The sequence below is a fragment of the Microvirga sp. P4_A5 genome, from assembly GCF_056402495.1.
Map to the genome: position 1 here is coordinate 1 of NZ_JBFUHH010000076.1, position 22157 is coordinate 22157.

Here is a 22157-nt window from a genome sequence, read left to right on the forward strand (position 1 = left end):
GCCCTGGGACGATCCAAATCGTGCGAACGTCGCGACCGAGGGATTCTACAGGCGGATTTGGAACATCTCAGGCCGATCCCAAATCGTCCTCATCGGATTGTCCGTCGTTGTCTCGGTGCTCGCGGCGGCGCCCCTCCACTTTCAAAAGGAACTTGTCAACGGGCTCACGTACGGGATCTCGATGCATATGCTGTTTGTGCTTGGTGCGCAGTATGCGGCGACGTTACTCATGACGATCGTCATTAAGAGCCTCCTGAAATACAGGAGCGCCATGCTGGGCGAAGCCATCGTGCTTCGTATTCGCAAACGTATTTTTGCAGCGTATGCTGAGGACCGCCGGAGTGATGACCCTCCAAAGCTCGCTTCGGGCACTCTGGTGAGCATGCTGACGGCCGAAGCCGATGGCGTCGGTCACTTCGTTGGCGAGGCGTTTGCCGCTCCCCTGGTGCAGATCGGCACACTTTGCAGCGTCCTGCTGTATATTGGGGGTTCCGAACCGATGCTGGGGCTCTTCATCCTTGCGGTCGTCGCTCCGCAGATCTTCTTTATCGTCGCAATTCAGAAGCCCATCAACAAGCAGGTGCGCACCCGCCTGGAACTGCTGCGGGCAGGGGGCGATCGTGCGGTCGATACCGAACGAAACTGGCCGGAAGATACCGTTCACGAGGCATTCGATGGCGTGTACGAGGCGCGTAGGAGAATTCACATCCTGAAGCTGTCCTTGAAATCGGTCATCAATGTCTTCACTGCGTTAGGAAATGTGGGGACTCTGGTTCTGGGAGGCTGGCTGGTGATCAAGGGAGATACCGATGTGGGAACGGTTGTCGCTGCGCTTGGCGGATTGGCCCGCATCGCCCGGCCCTGGAACGATCTCATCGCCTTCTACCGCACGCTCAGCACCGTCCGGGTGAGGTTCGCATTACTGGAAGAGACAATGAGGTAAGTGCGCTGGATCACACTTCCAACCTGACGTGAGGTACCCTAGCCCAACATTTACGGCCGTCCTCTGCGGAAACACTCGGTCTTACCCACACACCTGCGTTCAACAGACAATAGACATCATCAACCATGGGCTCGTGCTGGAGCGCCTCACACGCGAGATCGAGCAGTTTCAGATCGCCGTATACGCAGGGTCGATCGCTGCCGCGACTAGCGAATCCCGCCGCCAGCGAGGGTCCATCATGGCCTGCGGCCTCCACATAGGCCGCAAAGAGCTTCTTGAGATCGCCTTCGAGACCCGTGCACCGAGGAAAGAACCGCTTCACCACCTCCTCGATCGGCGTCTCGGTGTTGACGGCCCGGGAATAGACAGAGAGACAGGGGTTTTTCTTCGGGAAAAGGTCCTGGGTCTTTGAACCCTAGCTCGTGACGAACGAGGTTCATCAGGTCTTCGGAATCGCGCGTCCTGGATCGTAAAATGCCCAAGGACATGATCAAGAGACATTTCTGCCGATGTCAGCCGCTCGCCGAACGCAGCATGCGGCGTGGAAATCAGGAAGATCCCCGCGGTGACCGCAGGCAGAACAGCAATGATGAGGCCGTCAGTCTCAAAGGTGAACTCCGCCGTCGGATGCGCATATGCGTCATGAAAGGAATGCTTCGACAATCCGGTCCAGAGGGCCGTGTGACCATCCGGACCGTCTTGCGTGGAGGGATTCAGACAGCCACCGAGGGTGTGTATCCGGCCTCGGTGACGATAGTCTTCACCGCGGACAGATCGGCGGTGCCCTGAACCGACACCAGCTTCGTGGCAGGGTCCGCATCAACATGCGTTCCCGGGATGGCGGTCTCGACCGCCTGCTTGATCGTACCGGCGCAATGCCCGCAGGTCATGTCGTCGACCCGAAGGGTCAGGCTGTCGTTCGTTGGCATTGCCGTCTTTCCGGTATTCTCGGATTGGTCGGTTGAGCATCCGCACATGTGTTGTCGCTCCTTTCGCGATGGTGATGATTTGAACGCTGAGGCTTCCAACGGTGGCAAGGTCAAGCCCTCGTTTGCAAAGCCTGTGCGAAAGGGGAGAACGTGTGGGGCGGTCCGCTACGGGCAATGGTGGGCACCATCAGTCGCGAGAGTCTGACCCCGAGCTGGCCTTCGTGTTCATACGGTCGGTCGTCGACAATCTCGTTGAGACTGACAGGAGGCTGACAGGCACCAACAGCCTGAGGTGAGGGGTCATGCACCATTCTCCATGGCGATCCAGCGCCGACGAGGCGCGGAAAGACAGGAGACAACGAATGCGTACCCTCATCATGATCACCGCTGCCCTTGCTACCGTGGGCGCTGTGTCCACTGCCCAGGCGAGCAGCCTCGGGCGGCCCTGCACGACGGCGCCCCAGAGCCAGTGGCTCCCGCTTGACGCCCTCAAGGCCAAGGCCGAAGCCCAGGGCTACAAGGTCCAGAAGGCCAAGATCGCGAAGGCCTGCGGCGAGATCTACGCGCTCGACCCGAACAATGCCCGCACGGAGCTGTTCGTCGATCCCACCTCGGGCGAGATCATCGCCAAGGAGTGACGCCATGATCGCGAACAAAACCGCGGTCGAAGCCGCCGGCGCAATGCCGGCGGCGGCCGCCTCATCACCCCAGACCAAGATCGTCACTGTCTGGGACCCGTTCGTCCGTGTTGCCCACTGGAGCCTCGTTGGCCTGTTCGCTGTCGCCTTCGCGACCGGGGACGAGATCGAGTGGCTGCACATCCGCGTGGGCTATGCCGTCGCAGCTCTCGTGGCCCTGCGGATCGTGTGGGGCTTCGTCGGCTCCCGGCACGCTCGGTTCAGCGACTTCGTCCGCTCCCCACGAGAGACCGCCACGTACCTGCGCCAGGCCGCTCGATGGAAGGCGCCGCGGTATCTCGGGCATAATCCCGCAGGCGGGGCGATGGTTGTGGCCCTCCTCGTCATGATCGGCGGCATCGCGGCGACCGGGTTCGCCATGACCACCGATACGTTCTGGGGCTCCGAGTGGATCGAGGACCTCCACGTCGGGCTCGTCTACACGACTATCGGGCTCATTGTCCTGCACGTCTCGGGAGTCGTCTTCTCCGGTCTTGCGCACGGGGAGAACCTCGTGAAGGCGATGATCACGGGCCGCAAGCGGGCTCCGTGAGGCCGCTCCCTTTGACTACGCCGGGCCCGGTAGCCGTACTTCCGCGCGAAGGCCGCCGAGCGATGACCGCCCCAGGACGAGCGACCCGCCGTAGGCTTCGACGAGATCGCCGACGATGGCAAGCCCCAGCCCTGTGCCGGGGCGGGTCTGGTCCARCCGCCCGCCGCGGGCAAGCACGGTGCCGATCAACTCCTCCGACACCCCCGGACCGTCGTCCTCGACCCGGAGCGCCACGGCATGGCCTTCGCGCCGGCCTTCGATCTTTACTGCGCGGGCGGCCCAGRCCGCCGCGTTCTCGGCCAGGTTGCCGAGAATCTCCGTCAGGTCCTGCGCATCCATCCGCACCCCAACGTCGTCCGGAGCATCTATCTCCCACGACAACTCCTGGCCCTGTGGCGTCCGCCGGAGTACGCCGATCACCTGATCGACGATTGGACGAATCGGTTGGACCGGCCCGGAGCGCGCGCCGGCACCCGCCCGTGCTCGTACAAGCTCGCGTTCGACGTGGCGGCGCATGGCGGCCGCGAGGGTTCCGATCTCGTCGGCAAGGCGCGTGTCGCCCCGCGCCCGGAGCTCCTCCGCATCGGCGCTCAGGACCGTCAGCGGCGTCTTCAGCCCGTGCGCCAGATCAGCGGCCCGTGCCCTTGCCCGGGCGATGGCTTTTTCCTGCGCGTCGAGCAGGTGGTCGACCTCGGAAGCAAGCGGCCGGACCTCGTCGGGAAAGTCCGTTCCCAACCGCCCTGTTGCGCCCGAACGGACTTGCGCGAGCCGACGACGCACGGCGTCGAGCGGGCGCAGGCCGACGCCAACCTGAACCCACGCCGCAGCAATCAAGACAATGGCCAGGAGGGCGAGAGACGGAACGAGATCGGAGGCGAAGGCACGGCCCGCGGAATGGACCTCCGCACGGTCCAGCGCCACCGTGGCGCGGACGGCTCCCCCGCCGAGGCTCGACGGCAGGGCAATCTGGCGCTCGACGGCCAGCAACGTTGCGCCGCCAGGTCCGGGGATCGTGTGCTGGTGGACCTCAAAATCGGCGAGGGTATCGACCGGCAAGTCCAGCGTCGCATCCCAGAGCGAACGGGAGCGCAGCACAACTCCATTCGGCTCCGCGATCTGCCAATAGAGCCCGCTCAGGGGCTGGAGGAACCTCGGCTCAGCCGGAGGAGTATTGACCTCAAGGGGGCCGCCCTCCGTCCGGGCAAGGCCGCTCACGAGTTGGTTGAGATTCGAGCCGAGTTCGGCCGCCAGGCGACGCTCTACATGCCGCTCGAACAGGAGCAGCAGGCCAAATCCAGCGATAATCAGGGCGAGGCTAATGGAAGCCGCACCGGCAGCCAGAAGACGCAGCCTGAGCGAGCCTTCCCTCATGTCGGCGCAGGCTCCGGCACGAGATAGCCGAAGCCTCGGCGGGTCTCGATCAGGTCGACGCCGAGCTTCCGGCGCAAGCGGCCGACGAGCACTTCGAGCGCATTCGGGTCGCGGTCGTGGTCGTGCGCGTAGAGATGCTCCATCAATTCCGTCGGAGGGATCACCCGGCCGGCATGGTGCATGAGGTAGCTCAGGCAGCGGTATTCGAGCGGCGACAGATTGAGGGGCATGTCATCTACCCTGACCCGCATCTGGCGGGTGTCGAGCACGACCGGGCCGGAGACGAAGACGGGCGCGGCACGCCCGGCAGCCCGGCGCAGGAGCGCCCGCACGCGGGCCAGCAGTTCCTCCATCGCGAAAGGCTTGGCGAGGTAGTCGTCGGCGCCGGCATCGATGCCCTCCACGCGCTCCGCCCAGGCACCGCGCGCGGTGAGGATCAGGACCGGCAGGTCGCGTCCGGTCGCGCGCCACTTTCGGAGTACGGCAAGGCCATCCATCTTCGGCAGCCCAAGGTCGAGCACGGCGAGATCGTAGTCCTCCGTGTCGCCCCGGAACCAGGCGTCCTCGCCGTCGGCGACATGATCGACGGCGTAGCCCGCATCTTTCAGAACAGCCGCAACCTTGCGGGTGATGCGGGGATCGTCCTCGACCAGAAGAATGCGCATCAGTGGCCCTCCCGCTTCAGGATCGCCGCTGTGGCAGCATCGACATAGACCTCCCACAGCCGCCCGCCGGGATCGATTACCTTGAACTCATAGACCCAGCGGTCGCGCTTGCGCTCGAACGACACGCCGACAATCTCGCCGCCGAGATCGGCGCGCACCCGCGCCAGGATTTCAACCAGGGCAACGGCCTCGCCCCGTTCTACGGCGCGGCGGGCCTGGTCGTAATCATGCTCGCGGTCCGCCAAGCCGGCGGACGGCAGCAGGGCCGCGGCGAGGCCGAGGACGATCATGTCGCGGCGGGTCTTGTTCATGCGGCGAGAGTGCCTGCGCGCACCTGACAATTCGCTGACATGGATCAACAGGAGGACGAAAGCCGTCCGTCGCTAATGTGGTCCTCATCGATCCGAACGCCCGTTCGAATCGGGACAACAGGAGACCGACATGCGCACGATCATTATGGCGTCAGCCTTTCTCGCGACAGGCCTCGCAGTTCCGGCATTGGCCGATGGCTCGGACAGCCGCTGCACGCGCAGCCCGGATGGCGGGATCGTCGCCGCAAGCGAGGTGAGCAAGGGGCTTGAGGACCTCGCGTACCGCGTGGACCGGATCACGGCAGAGCACGRCTGCTACGAGATCCGGGCGGTGAACGACAGCGGCTTCCCGATCAAGGTCGTCTATGCCCGCGCCACGGGCGAACTCGTCCGCGCGCAGCTTCGCTGACCGGAAGCGCAGAGCATCCAATATCACGACGAAACGGGAGAACTGATCATGTCCATGAACAAATCATTCGCCGGCGCTTTGGTCGCGCTAGGTCTGTCGGCGGGGCTGTCCGGGGCTGCGCTCGCTGCCACCCCGCACGGACACGATGGGCATGGCGCGCCCGCCCTGGAGCTGCGGCTCGACCACGGGCAGAAGTGGCAGACGGACGAGGCCCTGCGACGGGGGATGAGCCGAATCCGAGCGGCGCTCGACGCCTCCCTGCCGCTGATCCACGCGGGCCGGTACAGTGCGGCGGAATTCTCCGCGCTCGGCGACAAGATCCAGGAGCAGGTCGACGACGTGGTGGCGAACTGCCGACTGCCCGAGGAGGCCGACCTTCAGCTMCATGTGGCGTTGACCCAGGTTCTCGACGGCATCAATGTCATGAAGGGTTCGAGCGGCCAGGAACAAGGCGCCGTGGCCGTCGTGCAGGCCCTGAAGGCCTATGGCGACTACTTCGATCATCCGGAGTGGAAGCACTTGGGGGATTAATGATGAGATCCCTCTCCGGCGGCCACCGTTACGGTCGCATCCGTCGTACCCGGAGGAGAAAATCATGAGCCAGGCAATCGACGATCTGAGGCACGAACATGATGCCATCCTCTCGGCCTTGGACATTCTCGACAGCGTCGAAGTGGCGGCAAGGCAAGGCACCGCCGCAACCGGTGATCTTGCGGCATTCATCAGCTTCCTGAAGGAGTTCGTGGACAAATGTCACCACGGCAAGGAGGAGGGGATGCTGTTCCCGGCTTTGGCGAAGGCCGGGGCATCCGAGCGGGCGGCGTCTGTTCGCACGCTGCTGTCCGAGCATGAACAGGGCCGGAGCCTCATCAAGGCGATGGAGGCCGCCAGCAGCCCGGCGCTCCAGCCCGAACAATTCTCCGCGGCCGCGAAGGCCTATTCGCACCACCTCAGGGCCCACATCGAAAAGGAGAACGAGGTGCTGTTTCCCACGGCCGAGCAGGTCCTTGGCGAAGGTGAACTGGCTTCCCTTCATGCCGCATTCGAGAAGCACGAAGACGCGGTAATCGGGCATGGACGTCATGAAGAGCTTCACCACACGCTTCAGGCGCTGAAGGCGAAGTATCTCCACTGAGGGATGGGTACCTCACTGTGTCCGAGGTCCGGCTGCAAGATCTGCGGCGATCGCCTCCGGGAGCGGCACATCCCCGAGCGAAAGAGCTTGCGCGGACAGCCTCTAGCGGACGGCTCCACCAACCGAACCCGCCCCTGAAGGTCATGCAAGCCACCCCGATGCGTGATCTCGACGGGCGCGTGTGGCTTGACGGCGACCGCATCCGTCGTGAGCAGGTCGACGATCACCTCAAGGTTCATGCCACCGTATTCGCTGTGTCGCGACCCATTGCTGAGGCATCTCTGGGTCCCGTGATACGAGCCAAATGTCCAGTGCCGTTGACTGACACCGTCACGGAACCCGAGGACCAGAAGGTCGGAGGATGGTACCTGGCGCTGGCATCCGCCACTCGGGATACAGCGAAAGACTTTGGCCTCGTGGTCGGGCTGGTGTACCCGTCAGGTCAGGGCGGCGAACTGTTCCACTAGCTTGGTCGGCCCCGACACGATGAGAAGGTCGCCGGCTTCGACCACGGTCTCCGGCCGCGCATAGGTGAAATCTGTTCTTGGGCGCTTCACCCCCACCACCGTCACGCCGTATTTGCTCCGCAGTACGGATTCTGCCAACGTCCTACCCGTCGCCTCATGGGGCGCTTTCGTTTTCACGATGGCAAAACCGTCGTCGAACTCGATGAAGTCAATCATCTTCCCGGTGACCAAATGGGCGACGCGCTCGCCCATTGCAGCCTCGGGATAGACCACATGGTGAGCGCCAGTCCTCTCGAGGATGCGTCCGTGCTTTTCGCTAAGTGCCTTTGCCCAAATGTCCGGGACACCGAGGTCACATAAGGCCAGCACGCTCAGGACGCTCGCCTCGATATCCGTGCCTATCCCCACGACCGCGCGTCCGAACTCGTGCACGCCGAGGCGGCGGAGAGTGTCGCTGTTGCTGGAATCAGCTTGGACCACGTGGGTAAGCCGATCCGACCATTGCTGGACGATGTCCGGGCTTTCGTCGATGCCGAGTACGTCGTGACCCAGACGGACCAGCGAATTGGCCACGGCACTTCCAAATCGGCCGAGGCCGATCACGACGACGCTATCACTGCGAGTGGATCTGGGATTAGCCGACAATTGGACGCTCCTCCGGGTAGCGGTAAGGGCGCTGCTTGCTCCTCAGAGCAAGCGCCGTGGCCAGGGTAGTTGTTCCCACGCGCCCCATGTACATCAGCACGGTCACGACAAATTGTCCGACGGGCGGCAGATCCCGCGTTATCCCAGTTGTGAGACCGACCGTGGCAAAGGCCGAAATTGTCTCGAAAAGGATATCGTCGAGTGCGAAGTCGGTTACGCTCAGGAGGATCAGCGTCCCTGCGGCGACGGACCCGACGGCCAGCAGGACGATGGTCAGGGCCTGGCGCTGGACTTCAGCGGGAATGCGCCGTCGGAACACGGTGGTATCGGACTCCCCGCGAACTTCGGCCAGGACGACGAACCCGAGCAGAAGGAAGGTCGTCACCCTGATGCCGCCGGCGGTTCCGGCGCTGCCTCCGCCGATCATCATGAGTGCGTAGCTGGCAGCGAGCGTTTCCGGCCGCATCTGTCCCGTATCGAAGGCGTTGAAGCCACCGGACCGGGTCATGGCGGAGTAGAACATCGACCCGAGCAACTTGCTGGCTGGGGCGTGCGGTCCAAGGGTGGTTGGGTTTTTCCACTCGAAAGCCAGAACGACAACAAAGCCTCCAAACAGCAGGATGGCTGTTCCGAGAAGCGTAAGCTTGGTGTGAACCGACCAGCGAGCCGGCTGGTTCGGCTTCTGCCGGAGTTCGTATAGGACGGGAATTCCAAGGCCGCCGAGGATTACGGCCACCATGATCGGCACGAGAATCAACGGGTCGGCTGCAAAACGCACCAAGCTGTCCGGATAGGTCGACAGCCCCGCGTTGTTGAAGGCCGACACGGCGTGGAACACGCCATGCCAGATCGCCTGTCCCCAGGGCTCATGATAGGCGAACCGAAGGTACGGGATCAGGATGGCTGCGAGGAGCGTCTCGACGCCAATCGTAACGACGAGGACGAGGCGCAGCACCGCGACGACGTCCCCCAGCGCGACGCTGCGGGTTTCCGCCTGGGCGATAAGGCGGGTAGAAAGCCCCAGGCGGCGGGTCACGAGGAGTGCAAGTAGCGTGGCGCCGCTCATGATCCCGAAGCCGCCAACCTGGAACAGCGCCAAGATGACAGCCTGCCCGAATCCCGACCAGTAGGTGGGGATGTCCACGACCGCGAGCCCGGTGACGCAAATGGCCGAAGTAGCGGTGAACAGGGCGATCAGCAGCGGAGCTCCGCCCGGTCCTGCCCGGGCGATCGGCATCAACAGCAGGACTGTGCCCACAGTAATGGCGACCAAAAAGGCCAGCGGTACCAGCCGAGCTGGATGCTGGATCGGATGACGCAGCGCCAAGCATACCTCTCCTGAAAGTTGCCGAACCAGGAAGCTGGTCGCACTTCAAAGTGCCAGAACTTTGGAGCGGGAACACCCATTCTCTGGGATGAGACTCTCTCGCGCTCGCCTAAAGGATGCCTGACGCACGGCGACCGTGGGATCCACAGGCCTCGTCACGTCTTGTTTGCTGTGGTCTCGCTCCGTTTGTGATACATTCCCTTCGGATCGACAGGCACGCTCGTTCCCACCCTGGTGGGAGTGACGGCGTCAGGGAACACCGGGTTTGCTGGTGCGCTTTGGCTGCCTGAGCAATTGATCCTTCGTCGGAAGGATTGGTCCGATGAGCGATCTGGCAACGGACAGTGGCGCATCCGGCAAGGCGGAAGTCGAGCTCAGTCTTCACCGGGTGATGGGCTCAGGTCTTCTGCTTCTCTTCATCGTGGGCGACATTCTGGGCACCGGCATCTATGCGCTCACCGGTCAGGTGGCAAAACAGGTCGGCGGTGTCGTGTGGCTGCCCTTTGTCGTGGCCTTCGTCGTCGCGTTGATTACCGCCTTCAGCTACCTTGAGCTCGTCACCAAGTATCCCAAGGCCGCAGGCGCCGCTTTGTACACCCACAAGGCCTTCGGCATTCATTTCGTCACCTTCCTCGTGGCCTTCGCGGTGATGTGCTCGGGCATCACCTCCGCCTCGACCGCCTCAAGGGCATTCGCGGCCAATTTCTCGTCCGGCTTCGGCCTCGGGCTTGAAAGCTTTGGCATCACGCTGACGGGCCTCCTCTTCATGGCACTTGTCGCTATCGTCAACTTTCGCGGCGTCGGTGAGAGCGTGAAAGCGAACGTGGTCCTGACCTGCATCGAACTCACGGGCCTCCTCATCATCATCGTGATCGGCTTCTGGGCCATTGGCGCCGGGCAGGGCGACGTCTCCCGTGTCCTCACCTTTGAGCCGGCTGGCGACCGCGGCATGTTCTGGTCGGTCATCGCGGCGACGACGCTGGCCTTCTTCGCGATGGTCGGGTTCGAGGATTCGGTGAATATGGCAGAGGAGTGCAAGAACCCCTCAAAGATTTTCCCTAAGGTGCTCCTCACCGGTCTTCTCGTCACTGGCCTCATCTATGTTCTCGTCTCGATCTCGGCCATTACCTTGGTGCCAGCAGCCGAACTGGGTGAGGGCKAGACGCCGCTCCTGAAGGTGGTCTCAGCCGGCGCGCCCGGCTTCCCGCTCGGCATCTTTGGGGTCATCACGATGTTTGCGGTGGCAAATTCAGCATTGATCAACATGCTGATGGCCAGCCGCCTCGTCTACGGCATGAGTCGCGAGGGAGTGCTGCCACCCAGCCTCGGCCGGGTGCATCGTGGCCGGCGCACGCCTTACATCGCAATTGCGTTCACCTCGCTCATGGCCTTCGGCCTCATCACCTTCGTTGGCGCCGTGCCGGCGCTCGGCGGCACGACCGCGCTGCTCCTTCTTGGTGTATTCACCATTGTGAACGTCTCGGTTCTTGTGTTGCGGAGAAACACGGTTGAGCACGAACACTTCAGGTCTCCGACGATCCTGCCGGTCCTCGGCGCAGTCTCCTGCGCCTTCCTCGTCGGGCCCTGGACTGGTCGCCCCTCCTTACAATACGCGATTGCCGGCATTCTGCTGGCCATCGGAGTCGTGCTCTGGTTCATCACCGTGATGGTGATGCGGTCGCAGGGATTGACTCCGTCCGGAGACGAACTCCCGCCAATCAGACACTCCCGCCCGGTAAACTGACAGCGCCATCGTGCGGTGGCAGGGTCATTACGATTTCGACATGCGCGTCGGCATGCGGTGGTAACCTGGCCCTCCAGGTTCAGGCTGCTGCCGATCGCCACTCCAGGTTCGACCCTGAGTAGCATCAACAGGAAGCGCTCACTGCCCGCGAGGATGCTTTGTCAGGAACAGGAGCAGGAAATGACCACACGAGTATTGCGGCCACCGGAGCCGCTGCCGCTGGAAGATGGGATCGTTCAAGGCTGGGCTGAAATCCCGACGACGATCGCGTCGGACGTCTCCGGCGGTCGCCTGTTGATGGACCCCGACATCCGGCCGTTGCGCCCGCTCGGCAGCGCCCGGCTGTTGGGCATGGCCGCGACCGCCTGGTGTGAGCCCGGGGACATCGGTGCCGCCGTCCACGTGATCGAGCACGCCAAGGCTGGGGATGTCGTGGTGATCGACGCAGGCGCTAATCTCCAGTCAGCGGTCGTGGGCGAACACTTGTGCGGCGTTGCCCGCCGCAAGGGCCTTGCCGGTCTCATCGCGAACGGCGCGGTACGCGACGTCGCCGCGCTGGCGGCGTGGGCGGACTTCCCGGTCTTCGCTCTCGGACGGACCGCCCGCGGGCCGGTCTCGATCGAGCGTGGCGCCGTCAACGTCAACGTCGTCTGCGGCGGGGTGCCGGTCAGGCCTCATGATCTCGTGCTGGGCGACGATGACGGGCTGATCGTGATCCCTCGCGAAGAAGCGGAGGACTGGCTGGTCAAAGCCCGGGAGAAGCTGGCACTCGAACAGGAATGGGAGAGGCGGCTTTCGGCGGGCGAGTCGATGCTCAAGGTGTTTGGCATTCTTGAAGCCTAGCGTCCGCCGGCGGGTGGCACGCAGATCGGGCCACCGTCGGGCCCGATCGCAGTTTGTTGTGCTTTCGCGTTTTGTCTAACGGAAATCTCGACGGGCCCGAATTGGAAATAGGATGGCTCGCGAGACATCCGAGCCAACCGTTTCGTTCGTCACCGTTCGCCGGGCGCAGGACAAGTGCGAGCCAGTCGTGGCTCACTTCATTCAAGCACCGATTTTTCCGCCGCCCGTCTTCGTGATCGCCACGACTGAAGGACGCGTTGGCATGTCGGGTCGGAAATCGGGCCAGCGGGTGGAAAGGTCTTCGTAGTATGACGGGCGACCATGGCCGTTCCAATCCTCGCCGCCATCGGCGGGGTGTTGGACGGCGACGAAGGCGGTCTCATCATCTGGCGTAAAGAGTGGACCGCAAAGCTCGGCACCGACCGGCACGCGGTAGAACAACTTCGATGTGGAGCGTGCAGCACCTTCAGTGTCCACGGCCCAAAGGCCGTCCGTGCGACCGGTTGCCCTATTGTTGTTGCCGTCGGTGGAAACCCAGAGGCGGCCAACGGAATCGATGGCACAATTGTCCGGCATGCCGAACCAGCCATTCTTCGTCGTTTCGGTCGAGAAGGTCGCGCCCATCGCGGCGACAGACGGGTCACCGCATTTCAGCAGGACTTCCCACTTGCCAGTGGTAGCCGCGAAGTCGCCATCGGCTTCTGCGATCTCGATGATGTGACCGAAGGCATTCTTGGCGCGCGGGTTGGCGGCATCGACCTGCTCATCGCCCCGCTTGGTGTTGTTGGTGAGCAGAACATAAACCTTGCCATTATGGGCGTTCGGCTGAACGTCCTCCGGGCGGTCCATCTTGGTCGCGCCGAGCAGATCCGCGGCGCGGCGCGTTTCGATGAGCACGTCTGCCTGGCTGGCAAATCCATTGGTAGCGGTCAGCGGTCCGGCACCGAACTCCACCGGAAGCCAGGACAAGCTGCCGTCCTCCGCAAACTTCGCGACGTACAGCGTGCCTTCGTCAAGCAGATCCATATTGGCCGAGCGATTGGTCGGGTCGAATTTGCCGGCGGTGACAAATTTGTAGACATAGTCGAAGCGCTCATCGTCACCGAGATAAAAGACCACACGGCCGTCCTTCGAAATGATGGATTCCGCGCCTTCGTGTTTCGTGCGGCCGAGCGCAGTGCGTTTCTTGGGCACCGCGTGGGGATCCATTGCGTCGATCTCGACGACCCAGCCAAAGCGGTTCGGTTCGTTCGGCTCTTTGCCTATGTCGAAGCGGTCGTAGAAACGCGCCCATTCATAGGAGCCTTCGGGTATTCCAAATCGCTTGTAGTTTGCGCCTTCTCGATGTCCCTCAGGCAATTTTCCGTCGAAATAGCCATGGATGTTCTCCTCAGCCATGATGTAAGTATTCCACGGCGTCACGCCGCCTGCGCAGTTGTTCAATGTGCCAAATACCTTGCGTCCGCTCGGATCGGCCTTCGTTTGCAGACGCTCGTGGCCGGCGGCTGGGCCGGTCAGCACCATCTCAGTATCGGCGGTGATCCGCCTGTTGAAGCGACCGTCGAGCACGATGCGCCACTTGCCATTCACTTTCTCGATCTCGACGATGGTGCCGCCGTGCGCCGCCATTTCGATATCGACTTGCTCCTTGGTCAGTGGCGCCTGCTTTGCCTTTCCGTCGGCAACCGACACAATACCTGGAAACATCAGGTGGGGATTGGTATATTCATGGTTCACGACGAGAAGGCCTCGGGTGGACGATCCATCGAGCGCGATAAAACCGACATAGTCGTTATTGTAGCCGAACTGCTTTACCTGCGCTGCCGCGCTCTGCATCAAAGGGTCGAATTCCGGCGCGTCGGGAAAGAGTCGGTCGCCCCAGCGCAACAGCACGTCCGCATCGTAGCCTTCCGCGACATGATGATGGGCGTCGACACCAGCTTCCACTTCCTTGAATTGAAAGGCGGACGCAGTTCCAGCTCTAGCGGCGTCGGCGCTGAGAAGCGCCGCGGGGCTCACCATTGCCGTGATGGCTGAGACGGCTAGAGTCCCTTGCAGGAATCCGCGGCGGGAGAAACGAGCACCGATGATCTCGCCCATCGTGGAATTGTCACTCGGGTTGCGAGGCGGCCCGTCGGCCTCCTCCAACTGACTGGTTTTGAAGCGAACATGCTGCGAGACTGGCTGGTTCATTGCGCTACCCAACTGAGGATCAAAAAATTCCTCCCATGAATAGGGATCGCTGATGACGCCGGGATGACATTGAGCGGATGCCGGTCTCTGAAGAGGCGTTGAGCGTTCGAGTCACCGAGGGCCGGAACTCGTCCTAGGATATCGTGGCATGAAACACAGGTTACGGCCTTCCTGGAAGGTATTTCACGCGCGGGCGTATCGTCTTCTGCCCTGCACGGCCGGTAAACTTCTCAATCATCGCGTGCATGGCAGCCGGCGATCCTGCGCTCGCAGCTGCGAGCCTGCCTGCCACTCCGCCGGTCGGTTCCCGTATTGGCGACCAGCCGGTTCATTCCCCGGGTGCAGGCTTGCGTGAACTCGCCGCAAGATCGGTGTCGGATTTCTGTTGATGGCCTTGAGGTGCTGAGCCCCACTCCGCGAAGCCAAGTGTCAGGCCGGGGCCGGACGAAAGGTAGCCGGGCGCGCCTCGTTCCCGATCAAGTGGAGAGACGTGCGACGTCCAAATTTGCTTCGGCCAGCCCCGCCGCGTGAGCCGCCTTCAAGAGTCGATGCGCTCTGTCGAGATCCGTCGATCCGCCGAGGCCGCTTGCGAGATATCGACCGAGCATCAGTTGCGCATGGGGGTGCCCCCGCTCGGCTGCCTCCTGAAACCAGCGTCGGGCAAGGGAGCGGTTTTCCGGAACCCCATGGCCGCCATCATGGAGAGCCCCGAGCGCAAACATCGCTCCGGAATGCCCGGCTTCCGCCGCTTTTGCGAAGAATTCCAAAGCGCCCGCCGGATCGCGCGGCCCGCCCCGGCCATTGATCATCATCTCGGCAAGCATCACCTGAGCATCGACGATGCCTTGCTCCGCAGCCTCCGCGAGCCACCGTCGACCTGCTTCGGGCGCGGCCTCGACGCCCCGGCCTTCAACCAGCATACGGCCGTACCAATACTTCGCCCCAGGTACCTGGGCGGCGGCCCGGCGAAACCAACGAGCCGCCATGGCATCATCCCGCTCGACGCCGACGCCTTCGGCGAGACACACTCCGACGTTGAACGCCGCCACCAGGTCGCCCGTCGCGGCAGCCTCCTCGAACCAGTTGCGAGTTTTGACCCGGTCCTCCGGCCTGCCGCCCTCTGCCAACACCAGATTGGCCAGATCCGCCTGGGAGGGTTGATCGCCCTGTTCGGCCGCCTTGCGGAGCCAGTAGGCCGCCGCCTCCTGATCGCGCCCGACCCCGGCTCCGACGAAATAGAGCTGGCCGAGCATGTGCGAGGCCGCCGCATGCCCTTGGTCCGCGGCTTGCTGCAGCCAAATCGCTGCCTCGGCGTAGTTGGGCGGGATCTCTCCGCCCTGCGCGCATAGATAGCCGAGGAGGGCGGCCGCCTCCGCGTCGCCGGCATTGGCAGCCCGTCGCAGCCAGGATTCAGCCTCAAAGAGGTTCCGCTCGACCCCACGTCCTTCGAGCAGAGCGACGCCCCAACGCATTTGTCCGGCGCGAACTCCCGCCTCCGCGGATCGCCGATAAAGCTCGGCAGCTGCTTGCAGGTCTGACGGGGTGCCGATCCCAAACTCCGTCATCACCCCAAGCAGGTATGTGGCGGTCGGCAATCCCGCCGCCGCGGCCCGGTCGATATGACTTGCCGCCGCCTTGAGCTGCGCCGCTTCGCGATGTGTTGCGCTCAGAAGCGCCAGACCAAGCCCGAGCGAGCCCTGCGCGCAGCCCGCCGCTGCCGAGCGGCGGTACCAGTGCTCCGCTTGCGTGTTGTCTCGCAGGTCTTCCGGACCAGCGGTCAGAATATAGCCCAGGAGCGCCTGACCCTCCGGCTCACCGCTTTCCGCCGCCCGCTTTGCCCAGGCCAGCGCGGCCTCATAGTCCGGCTCTGCAGGCCCCTGATCCGAAAGCGGGCCGTGAACGTCGCTGTAAGTCTCGGCTGCCTGATCATCCTTGTGCAGGTGGATAGCGGCCATCAGAAACTGGGCATGCGAATGGCCCCGCACCGCCGCCCGCTCCAGCCACCGCATCGCCTCGGTCCGGCTTGGAGGCGCGCCTCGACCCTCCAGATAGCAGCGACCGACCCGATACTGCGCCTCCAGGCATTCTCGCCGGGCCGCCCGAGCCAGGTGCCGAAAGCCTTCCGCACCCTCTTCGCGCTCGATCAGCGCGAGACCGACGCGAAGCCGGGCTCGCGTTGAAAATGGAGAGGCTAGGCGATCGAGGAAACTCATGGGGTTGCTCTCAAACTGCGCGAAGTCATCAGGGTTCGCGCATTCCTTCGGAGCCCACCGTCAGCACGCGGGCGAACAGGTACGTCAGCACGGTACGCTGTCCGACATTGATATCCGCCGTGACGGGCATGCCGGGTTTGAGCTGGAAGCCGCCAGGAACCTCGCGCATTTTGATGGCGTCGACGCGGATGCGGGCTTTGTAATAGGTCGCGGCCGACCGGCCCCCGGAGTCGCCACTGCGCATGTCGTCGCCGCCGGTGAAGCTATCCGGGCTGACCGTCCYTACCGTGCCCTCGGCGACGCCGTAGCGGGCATGCGGGAACGTGTCGAACTTGATGACGACCTTCTCGTTCTGATGCACAAAGCCTGCGTCCGCACCGGCGATATGGGTTTCGATCTCAAGCGGCGAGTTCGTCGGCACCAGCGTGATGAACTGGTCGCCCGATTGCATGACCGAACCAACGGATATCTTTGCAACGCTTAGAACCACCGCATCGTGCTCGCTGCGCAGTTCGACCAGTTGATTGCGCAGGGTCGCTTTGCGCAGGCTCTCTTTGGCGTCGCTGAGGCTGCGGGTGCGTTCGGCCAGCTCCTGGTTGATCTGCGTTTTCCACTGCAGTTGAAAACTTTCTCTCTCCGCCAACATTTGCTGCAGGTCGCGGCGAGAACGTTCAGCCGTTCCGGTCGCATCGGTCAGGTTGCGCGCCATTTCGATGCGCTGGTCCTGGGCGACAAGGCGGTTCATCTGGCTTCCAACTTGCAGACGCTCCAATTCCTTGCGTTTGGATTCCAGCTCCGTGGCGATTCCGAGCCGTTCCGTATAAGCCTTGACGTCACCTTCGGCACGCGATTGCTGTGCCTGCAAGCCGCTGATCTTCTGTGCGTAGCTTTCCATGTGCGAGCGATACTGCGCCTGCCTTTGTCCATAGATTGCGAGTTGCACAGCGGCGGGAGCGTTGGCGGTCGAGGGGCGATAGGGCAGGCCGGCGGCTTCCGCGACAAGCCGGTCCACTTCAGCCTGAAAGCTGCGTGTCTGGTTTTGCAGCGCATCCACGTCGGCGGCCGAGAAGGTAGGATCAAGCCGTGCGAGAATGTCGCCGGCGCGCACATTTTGCCCCTCTCGAACTTCGATCGCCCGCACGATCGCCGTTTCGAGCGGCTGAACCACGACGGTCGGCTGGAGCGATACGACCCGACCGGGCGCCGTCACCACCATGTCGACGGGAATGAGCGCCGCTGCTGCCACGCAGGAGGCGACAAGCGCCACCACCACCCACAGCATGCTGCGCGCCATCGGCTTGACGGGCGCGTTCAACAGGGCAGCAGTCGGTGATTGGAATTCCAGAAGGATCGAGGGTATCAGGTCGCGCCCCGAACGAACCTCGAGCGCGTTGCGGGTGACCAGAGCGTTGCTTGCCACGTCGGTCACTCCCTCGACAGAATGGTTTTCAGCATCGGCTGCCGCGCACTCGCGGGATCGACGTGCCGGTTCTGCTGCGACCAGAGCTGACGATAGATCGAGCAGCGCTCGAGCAGTTCGGAATGCAGCCCGATATCGATGGCCTGTCCTCTGTCCATCACGAGGATCTGGTCGCAGTTCACCAACGACGAGAGTCGGTGAGAAACGATGATCATCGTGCGGCCCTTGCCGATGCGGATGAGATTGGCGTTCACCAGCGCTTCGCTCTCCGGGTCGAGCGCGCTCGTCGCTTCGTCCAGGATGAGAATGCGGGGGTCTGTGATGAGCGCGCGGGCAATCGCAAGCCGCTGCCGTTGTCCGCCCGAGAGATTGGCCGAGCCCTCCTCGATATAAGTCTCATACCCGAATGGCAGTCGCTCGATGAACTCCTCGGCCCCCGCGAGGCGAGCCGTCCGCACCACGTCATCGAGCGTCAGCCCCGGACGCCCTGCGATAATGTTGTCGCGCACCGTGCCGCGAAACAGAAAGTTGTCCTGCAGCACCACGCCGAGGCTGCGGCGCAGATGCGTGAGATTGATCTCGCGCAGATCGGCGCCGTCGATCTTGACGGAGCCGCTGTACTCCCGATTGATTCCCTGCAGGAGCCGGGTGACGGTGGATTTGCCCGAGCCGCTGCGCCCGACGACGCCCAGCATGGTTCCTGCCGGCACCTCGAACCCGACTTTGTCCAACGCGGGTGTCTTGGTGCCGGGATAAACGAACGTCACGGCATCAAACCGGATGGAGCCCTCGAACCGCGGACGCAAGCCTCGGCGCATGGCGGCCGTCTCGACGGGATTGTTGAGCACGCCCGCCACCTGCGCCACCGACGAGCGCACGTCCTCAAAATCCTGGATCAGCTTGGCAAGGCTCAGGAGCGGGCTCGCCACGCGTGTTCCGAGAAGCATGAAGGCGATCAAAGCTCCGGTCGAGATGCCGCTCGCTCCGCTCGGCATGGTCAGCACCACATAGGCGCCGACCAGAAGGACACCGCGATCGATGAAGCGCTCGATCGGTGTCGTCAGGGTTTGAGCCCAGTTTGAAATCCGCCCCGATTCGAGACGCGCAAAGCCCGCCTCTGCGACGCGCTCCTCCCATTCCTGATTGCGGGCTTTCTCCACCGCGAGGGATTTGATCGTCCGGATGCCGTGCACGGTCTCCACCAGCACGGCCCATTTCTCGGTTTCCGCCGCCACCAGCTTGCTCCAGACGCGACGGATCGCCGGCAGGAACGCCATGATGATCAACGTGACCAGCACGGAGGCCGCCAGCACCATCCACGCCAGTGTCGCGCTCATCCAGAACAGGAAGGGCAGAAGGACAACCAGGGTAAAGATATCGAGGAAGGTTGCGACCAGTTTCCCGGTGAGGAAGTCGCGGATCTTGAAGATCTGGGACACCCGGTGTGTCGTCTCGCCGGTCGGCGTGCGCTCGAAGAAGTCGATCGGCAGCGCGAGCAATCGCCGGAACACATGCAGGTTGAGGCGCGCGTCCAGCCGCGCGGACATCACCTCCACGATCTCGCGTCGCGCATAGCCGAGCAAGGTCTCGTAGCCTGCCGTCAGTGCCAGGATCATGGCGATGAGTGCGAGCGTGGACATGCTTTGGTGCGTGAGCACCTGGTCAATGGCAACCATCACCAGAAAGGGCGGCAGGATCTGCAGGACACTGAGAGCCAGCGATCCGACGATAACCTCGCGCAGGTTACGCCGCTCGCGCAGGACGAGCCGCGTCAGCCAGCCGAACGAAAACGGCTCATCTTCCAGCGCGCCGCCGCGGGCGCGGCGCACCAGCAGAACCTCGCCGTTCCAGATCTGGCTCAGGCGCAATTCGTCGACGGCGACCGGGCTGCCTGCTGGCTGGCAAGGGTCCTTGAGAAGTACCGCTTGATGTTGCATGTCGCGTCCGACGACAAGGCCGGCACTTCCGTCATTGAACAAAAGCACGAGGGGTGCGTCCGTCTCCAGGCGAAGGAGTTGGCGCCACCGCAGGCGTGCGGCTTTGGCCCAGAGCCCCGAATTGGATAGCCACTCGACGAGGGCGGCGGGGCCGGGAATCTCACCCTGCGCCACATGCAGGTCCCCGGGATCCAGTTCGAATCCATGATAACGGGCAACCGCCATGGCTGCATCCCGTCGGGACCGGGACGCTTCAGGGGTGGGGTTCGGCCGCGGGCGCGCCTTGCCGAAGGATTCCAGCCCCAAGGCCGCCGGGAGGCCGCTCGCGGTCGACAGGGCCAGCTCTGCACTCATGTGTCAGCCTTTACTCAGGCGATCGTTCACGAGCCACAGGGCTCACCTCGCCTTTGATATTCCGCCTCAGGTCTAAAATCTTAAAACACCCGAAGTAGATTTTGTGTATTCAGCAAACTTTATGACCGAGACAGGCGCAAGGGGCCATATTACCGAAGTTATATCTCGGAGGAGTACTAGGGCGCGGAAGGGGAGTAGCCCGGTGGAGGTATAACATATGGCATATGGCGGAACGTCCGCGAGATGATCAAGCTGGGAGCAAGTATTCGCTCTTTTCGGGCCAGAAAACCGCCGTGCCGGCGGCCGGGCGCGATGGGGCGCCCCGCCTTGCTTTCCCTACTGGGGGGAGAGCCGAAAGGACTTTGCCATGGCCTTTGGTCTCGTCACAATTTCCGGTGTGGCCCTGCAGGACCTCGAGCCCGTCTATATTTACTACAGGCCGGCCGGATCCGGGACCTACAAGTTGCTCGGTTCCACCCAAGCAGACGACAATATCGGGCCACCGGCGGTAAACAACGCCACTCCTAACTTTACCTTCACGACGCTTATGGCGGAAGGATCGTACGATTTCATCTTTGTGAGAGCCGGCAACGAATCTGGCACAAACGGCAATTCAAACGACAACGGCCTGACGGCGACGATTGAAGTCAATGGCGTTGTCGTCGGATCGGGAAGCGTCGACATCGAGGGCAGTGCCGACGGCGGCACGCCCAATTCGAGCCAATCCGATTTGTTGTTGAATGTCGCGGTGGGTCCGACGGTGTTGGCCCAACAGGGTGCGACCGGCGCGACGGGACCGACTGGCGCTACGGGAGCGACGGGCGGCACAGGTGCGACGGGCGGGACCGGGGCGACGGGAGCGACCGGGCCTTCCGGGGCGACGGGCGCGACTGGGGCCTCTGGTCCGACGGGCGATACGGGGGCAACGGGAGCTACAGGGGCCACTGGTCCGACCGGCGATACGGGAGCCACGGGCGCGACCGGACCATCGGGTCCGACGGGCGATGCGGGCGCCACTGGAGCTACGGGCGATACGGGGGCCACGGGAGCCACCGGTCCGACTGGCGATACGGGAGCCACCGGAGCCACAGGGGCTACTGGTCCGACGGGCGATACTGGAGCGACGGGTCCGACTGGCGATACGGGCGCCACGGGCGCCACGGGCGCTACCGGACCGTCCGGTCCGACGGGCGACACGGGGGCCACGGGCCCAACCGGCGATACGGGAGCCACGGGACCCACTGGTGCGACTGGCGATACGGGAGCGACCGGCGCGACGGGCGGCACCGGTGCAACTGGCGCCACCGGGGCGACCGGGCCTTCCGGGGCGACGGGTGACACCGGTGCGACGGGGGCCTCTGGTCCGACCGGCGCGACCGGCGCGACGGGGGCTACGGGCGATACGGGCTCCACGGGCGCTACCGGACCGTCCGGTCCGACGGGCGACACGGGGGCCACGGGCCCAACCGGCGATACGGGAGCCACGGGACCCACTGGTCCGACTGGCGATACGGGAGCGACCGGCGCGACGGGTGGCACAGGTGCAACTGGAGCCACCGGAGCCACCGGCCCGTCCGGTTCGACGGGAGCCACTGGAGCGACGGGTGATACGGGTGCAACGGGAGCCACCGGACCGTCGGGTCCGACGGGCGACACCGGCGCGACCGGGGCCACTGGCCCGTCCGGTTCGACAGGTGCAACGGGAGCGACGGGTCCATCCGGCCCAACGGGTGACACGGGTGCGACGGGCGCCACGGGTCCCTCTGGTCCAACGGGAGATACTGGAGCGACTGGCCCAACGGGCGCAACGGGTGCAACGGGAGCCACTGGCCCATCGGGTCCGACCGGGGATACGGGTGCAACGGGWGACACCGGAGCCACGGGTCCATCTGGAGCCACCGGTCCGACCGGTGCCACAGGTCCGAGCGGAGCCACCGGTCCGTCCGGCCCGACCGGAGATACCGGCGCGACGGGTCCATCTGGAGCCACCGGTCCGAGCGGCGCGACGGGAGCCACTGGCC

The 22157-nt window shown here is 63.8% G+C and carries 21 protein-coding genes; 11 read left to right on the plus strand and 10 right to left on the minus strand.

What is annotated here, in order from left to right; all coding sequences use genetic code 11:
- A partial coding sequence (locus AC1DVM_RS17055) for an ABC transporter ATP-binding protein (protein ID WP_477256243.1) occupies positions 1–943 on the plus strand: 943 nt, incomplete at its 5' end.
- A 133-nt stretch (positions 944–1076) separates the two neighbouring features.
- Entirely contained in the window at positions 1077–1355 is a 279-nt protein-coding gene (locus AC1DVM_RS17060; protein WP_477256245.1) for a hypothetical protein, read from the plus strand.
- 301 nt (positions 1356–1656) lie between these two features.
- Here AC1DVM_RS17060 and AC1DVM_RS17065 read toward each other — a convergent pair whose 3' ends face one another.
- Complete coding sequence (locus AC1DVM_RS17065) at positions 1657–1872, minus strand: heavy-metal-associated domain-containing protein (RefSeq protein WP_477256247.1); 216 nt, start codon at positions 1870–1872, stop codon at positions 1657–1659.
- A 362-nt stretch (positions 1873–2234) separates the two neighbouring features.
- On the opposite strand from AC1DVM_RS17065, the gene AC1DVM_RS17070 reads away from it, so the two are divergent.
- Positions 2235–2510 (plus strand): PepSY domain-containing protein, encoded by a 276-nt coding sequence (locus tag AC1DVM_RS17070; RefSeq protein WP_477256249.1) that lies wholly within the window; start codon positions 2235–2237, stop codon positions 2508–2510.
- Positions 2511–2514: 4 nt separating this feature from the next.
- Positions 2515–3102 carry a cytochrome b/b6 domain-containing protein gene (locus AC1DVM_RS17075; RefSeq protein ID WP_477256251.1) on the plus strand — a complete coding sequence of 196 codons (588 nt, stop codon included), beginning with the start codon at positions 2515–2517 and terminating at the stop codon, positions 3100–3102.
- 15 nt (positions 3103–3117) lie between these two features.
- Here AC1DVM_RS17075 and AC1DVM_RS17080 read toward each other — a convergent pair whose 3' ends face one another.
- The 3 genes from AC1DVM_RS17080 to AC1DVM_RS17090 are packed head-to-tail and all read right to left on the minus strand — an operon-like array spanning position 3118 to position 5449.
- A complete protein-coding gene (locus AC1DVM_RS17080; protein ID WP_477256253.1) occupies positions 3118–4473 on the minus strand; it encodes a sensor histidine kinase in 1356 nt (451 codons plus the stop codon).
- On the minus strand, positions 4470–5138 hold the full coding sequence (locus AC1DVM_RS17085; protein WP_477256255.1) for a response regulator transcription factor: 669 nt from the start codon (positions 5136–5138) through the stop codon (positions 4470–4472). The genes AC1DVM_RS17080 and AC1DVM_RS17085 overlap by 4 nt, the downstream gene beginning before the upstream one ends.
- Positions 5138–5449 (minus strand): PepSY domain-containing protein, encoded by a 312-nt coding sequence (locus AC1DVM_RS17090; RefSeq protein WP_477256257.1) that lies wholly within the window; start codon positions 5447–5449, stop codon positions 5138–5140. The genes AC1DVM_RS17085 and AC1DVM_RS17090 overlap by 1 nt, the downstream gene beginning before the upstream one ends.
- Before the next feature lie 130 nt (positions 5450–5579).
- On the opposite strand from AC1DVM_RS17090, the gene AC1DVM_RS17095 reads away from it, so the two are divergent.
- The 4 genes from AC1DVM_RS17095 (at position 5580) to AC1DVM_RS17110 (ending at position 7460) form a co-directional block, all read left to right on the plus strand.
- On the plus strand, positions 5580–5858 hold the full coding sequence (locus AC1DVM_RS17095; RefSeq protein ID WP_477256259.1) for a PepSY domain-containing protein: 279 nt from the start codon (positions 5580–5582) through the stop codon (positions 5856–5858).
- 48 nt (positions 5859–5906) lie between these two features.
- A complete protein-coding gene (locus AC1DVM_RS17100) occupies positions 5907–6389 on the plus strand; it encodes a hypothetical protein (RefSeq protein WP_477256261.1) in 483 nt (160 codons plus the stop codon).
- A 64-nt stretch (positions 6390–6453) separates the two neighbouring features.
- The gene (locus AC1DVM_RS17105; protein WP_477256263.1) at positions 6454–6993 is read left to right on the plus strand and encodes a hemerythrin domain-containing protein; all 540 of its coding nucleotides are present in this window, start codon (positions 6454–6456) and stop codon (positions 6991–6993) included.
- 158 nt (positions 6994–7151) lie between these two features.
- Positions 7152–7460 (plus strand): hypothetical protein, encoded by a 309-nt coding sequence (locus AC1DVM_RS17110; RefSeq protein WP_477256265.1) that lies wholly within the window; start codon positions 7152–7154, stop codon positions 7458–7460.
- On the opposite strand, the gene AC1DVM_RS17115 is transcribed toward AC1DVM_RS17110, so the two are convergent.
- Together AC1DVM_RS17115 and AC1DVM_RS17120 are read right to left on the minus strand one after the other, a co-directional pair.
- Positions 7431–8063: a potassium channel family protein gene (locus AC1DVM_RS17115; RefSeq protein WP_477256267.1), complete on the minus strand. Its 633-nt coding sequence runs from the start codon at positions 8061–8063 to the stop codon at positions 7431–7433. The genes AC1DVM_RS17110 and AC1DVM_RS17115 overlap by 30 nt on opposite strands.
- Positions 8064–8094: 31 nt before the next feature.
- Positions 8095–9432 carry a TrkH family potassium uptake protein gene (locus AC1DVM_RS17120; protein WP_477256269.1) on the minus strand — a complete coding sequence of 446 codons (1338 nt, stop codon included), beginning with the start codon at positions 9430–9432 and terminating at the stop codon, positions 8095–8097.
- Positions 9433–9754: 322 nt separating this feature from the next.
- Here AC1DVM_RS17120 and AC1DVM_RS17125 point away from each other — a divergent pair, with 322 nt between their 5' ends.
- Together AC1DVM_RS17125 and AC1DVM_RS17130 are read left to right on the plus strand one after the other, a co-directional pair.
- On the plus strand, positions 9755–11176 hold the full coding sequence (locus AC1DVM_RS17125; RefSeq protein WP_477256271.1) for an APC family permease: 1422 nt from the start codon (positions 9755–9757) through the stop codon (positions 11174–11176).
- 180 nt (positions 11177–11356) lie between these two features.
- Positions 11357–12019: an RraA family protein gene (locus AC1DVM_RS17130; RefSeq protein ID WP_477256273.1), complete on the plus strand. Its 663-nt coding sequence runs from the start codon at positions 11357–11359 to the stop codon at positions 12017–12019.
- Positions 12020–12220: 201 nt separating this feature from the next.
- Here the strand turns inward: AC1DVM_RS17130 and AC1DVM_RS17135 are convergent, their stop codons facing one another.
- The 4 genes from AC1DVM_RS17135 to AC1DVM_RS17150 all read right to left on the minus strand — a co-directional run bounded on the left by AC1DVM_RS17135 (position 12221) and on the right by AC1DVM_RS17150 (position 20136).
- Complete coding sequence (locus tag AC1DVM_RS17135; protein ID WP_477256275.1) at positions 12221–14212, minus strand: PhoX family protein; 1992 nt, start codon at positions 14210–14212, stop codon at positions 12221–12223.
- Between the two features lie 476 nt (positions 14213–14688).
- Positions 14689–16425, minus strand: coding sequence for a tetratricopeptide repeat protein (locus tag AC1DVM_RS17140; RefSeq protein ID WP_477256277.1), 1737 nt, complete (start codon positions 16423–16425; stop codon positions 14689–14691).
- A gap of 28 nt (positions 16426–16453) precedes the next feature.
- Positions 16454–17845, minus strand: a complete 1392-nt coding sequence (locus tag AC1DVM_RS17145) for an HlyD family type I secretion periplasmic adaptor subunit (RefSeq protein ID WP_477256279.1) — start codon at positions 17843–17845, stop codon at positions 16454–16456.
- Positions 17846–17850: 5 nt separating this feature from the next.
- On the minus strand, positions 17851–20136 hold the full coding sequence (locus AC1DVM_RS17150; RefSeq protein ID WP_477256281.1) for a peptidase domain-containing ABC transporter: 2286 nt from the start codon (positions 20134–20136) through the stop codon (positions 17851–17853).
- 367 nt (positions 20137–20503) lie between these two features.
- On the opposite strand from AC1DVM_RS17150, the gene AC1DVM_RS17155 reads away from it, so the two are divergent.
- Positions 20504–22157, plus strand: a 1654-nt coding sequence (locus AC1DVM_RS17155) for a hypothetical protein (protein ID WP_477256283.1), incomplete at its 3' end; no start/stop codon positions are given.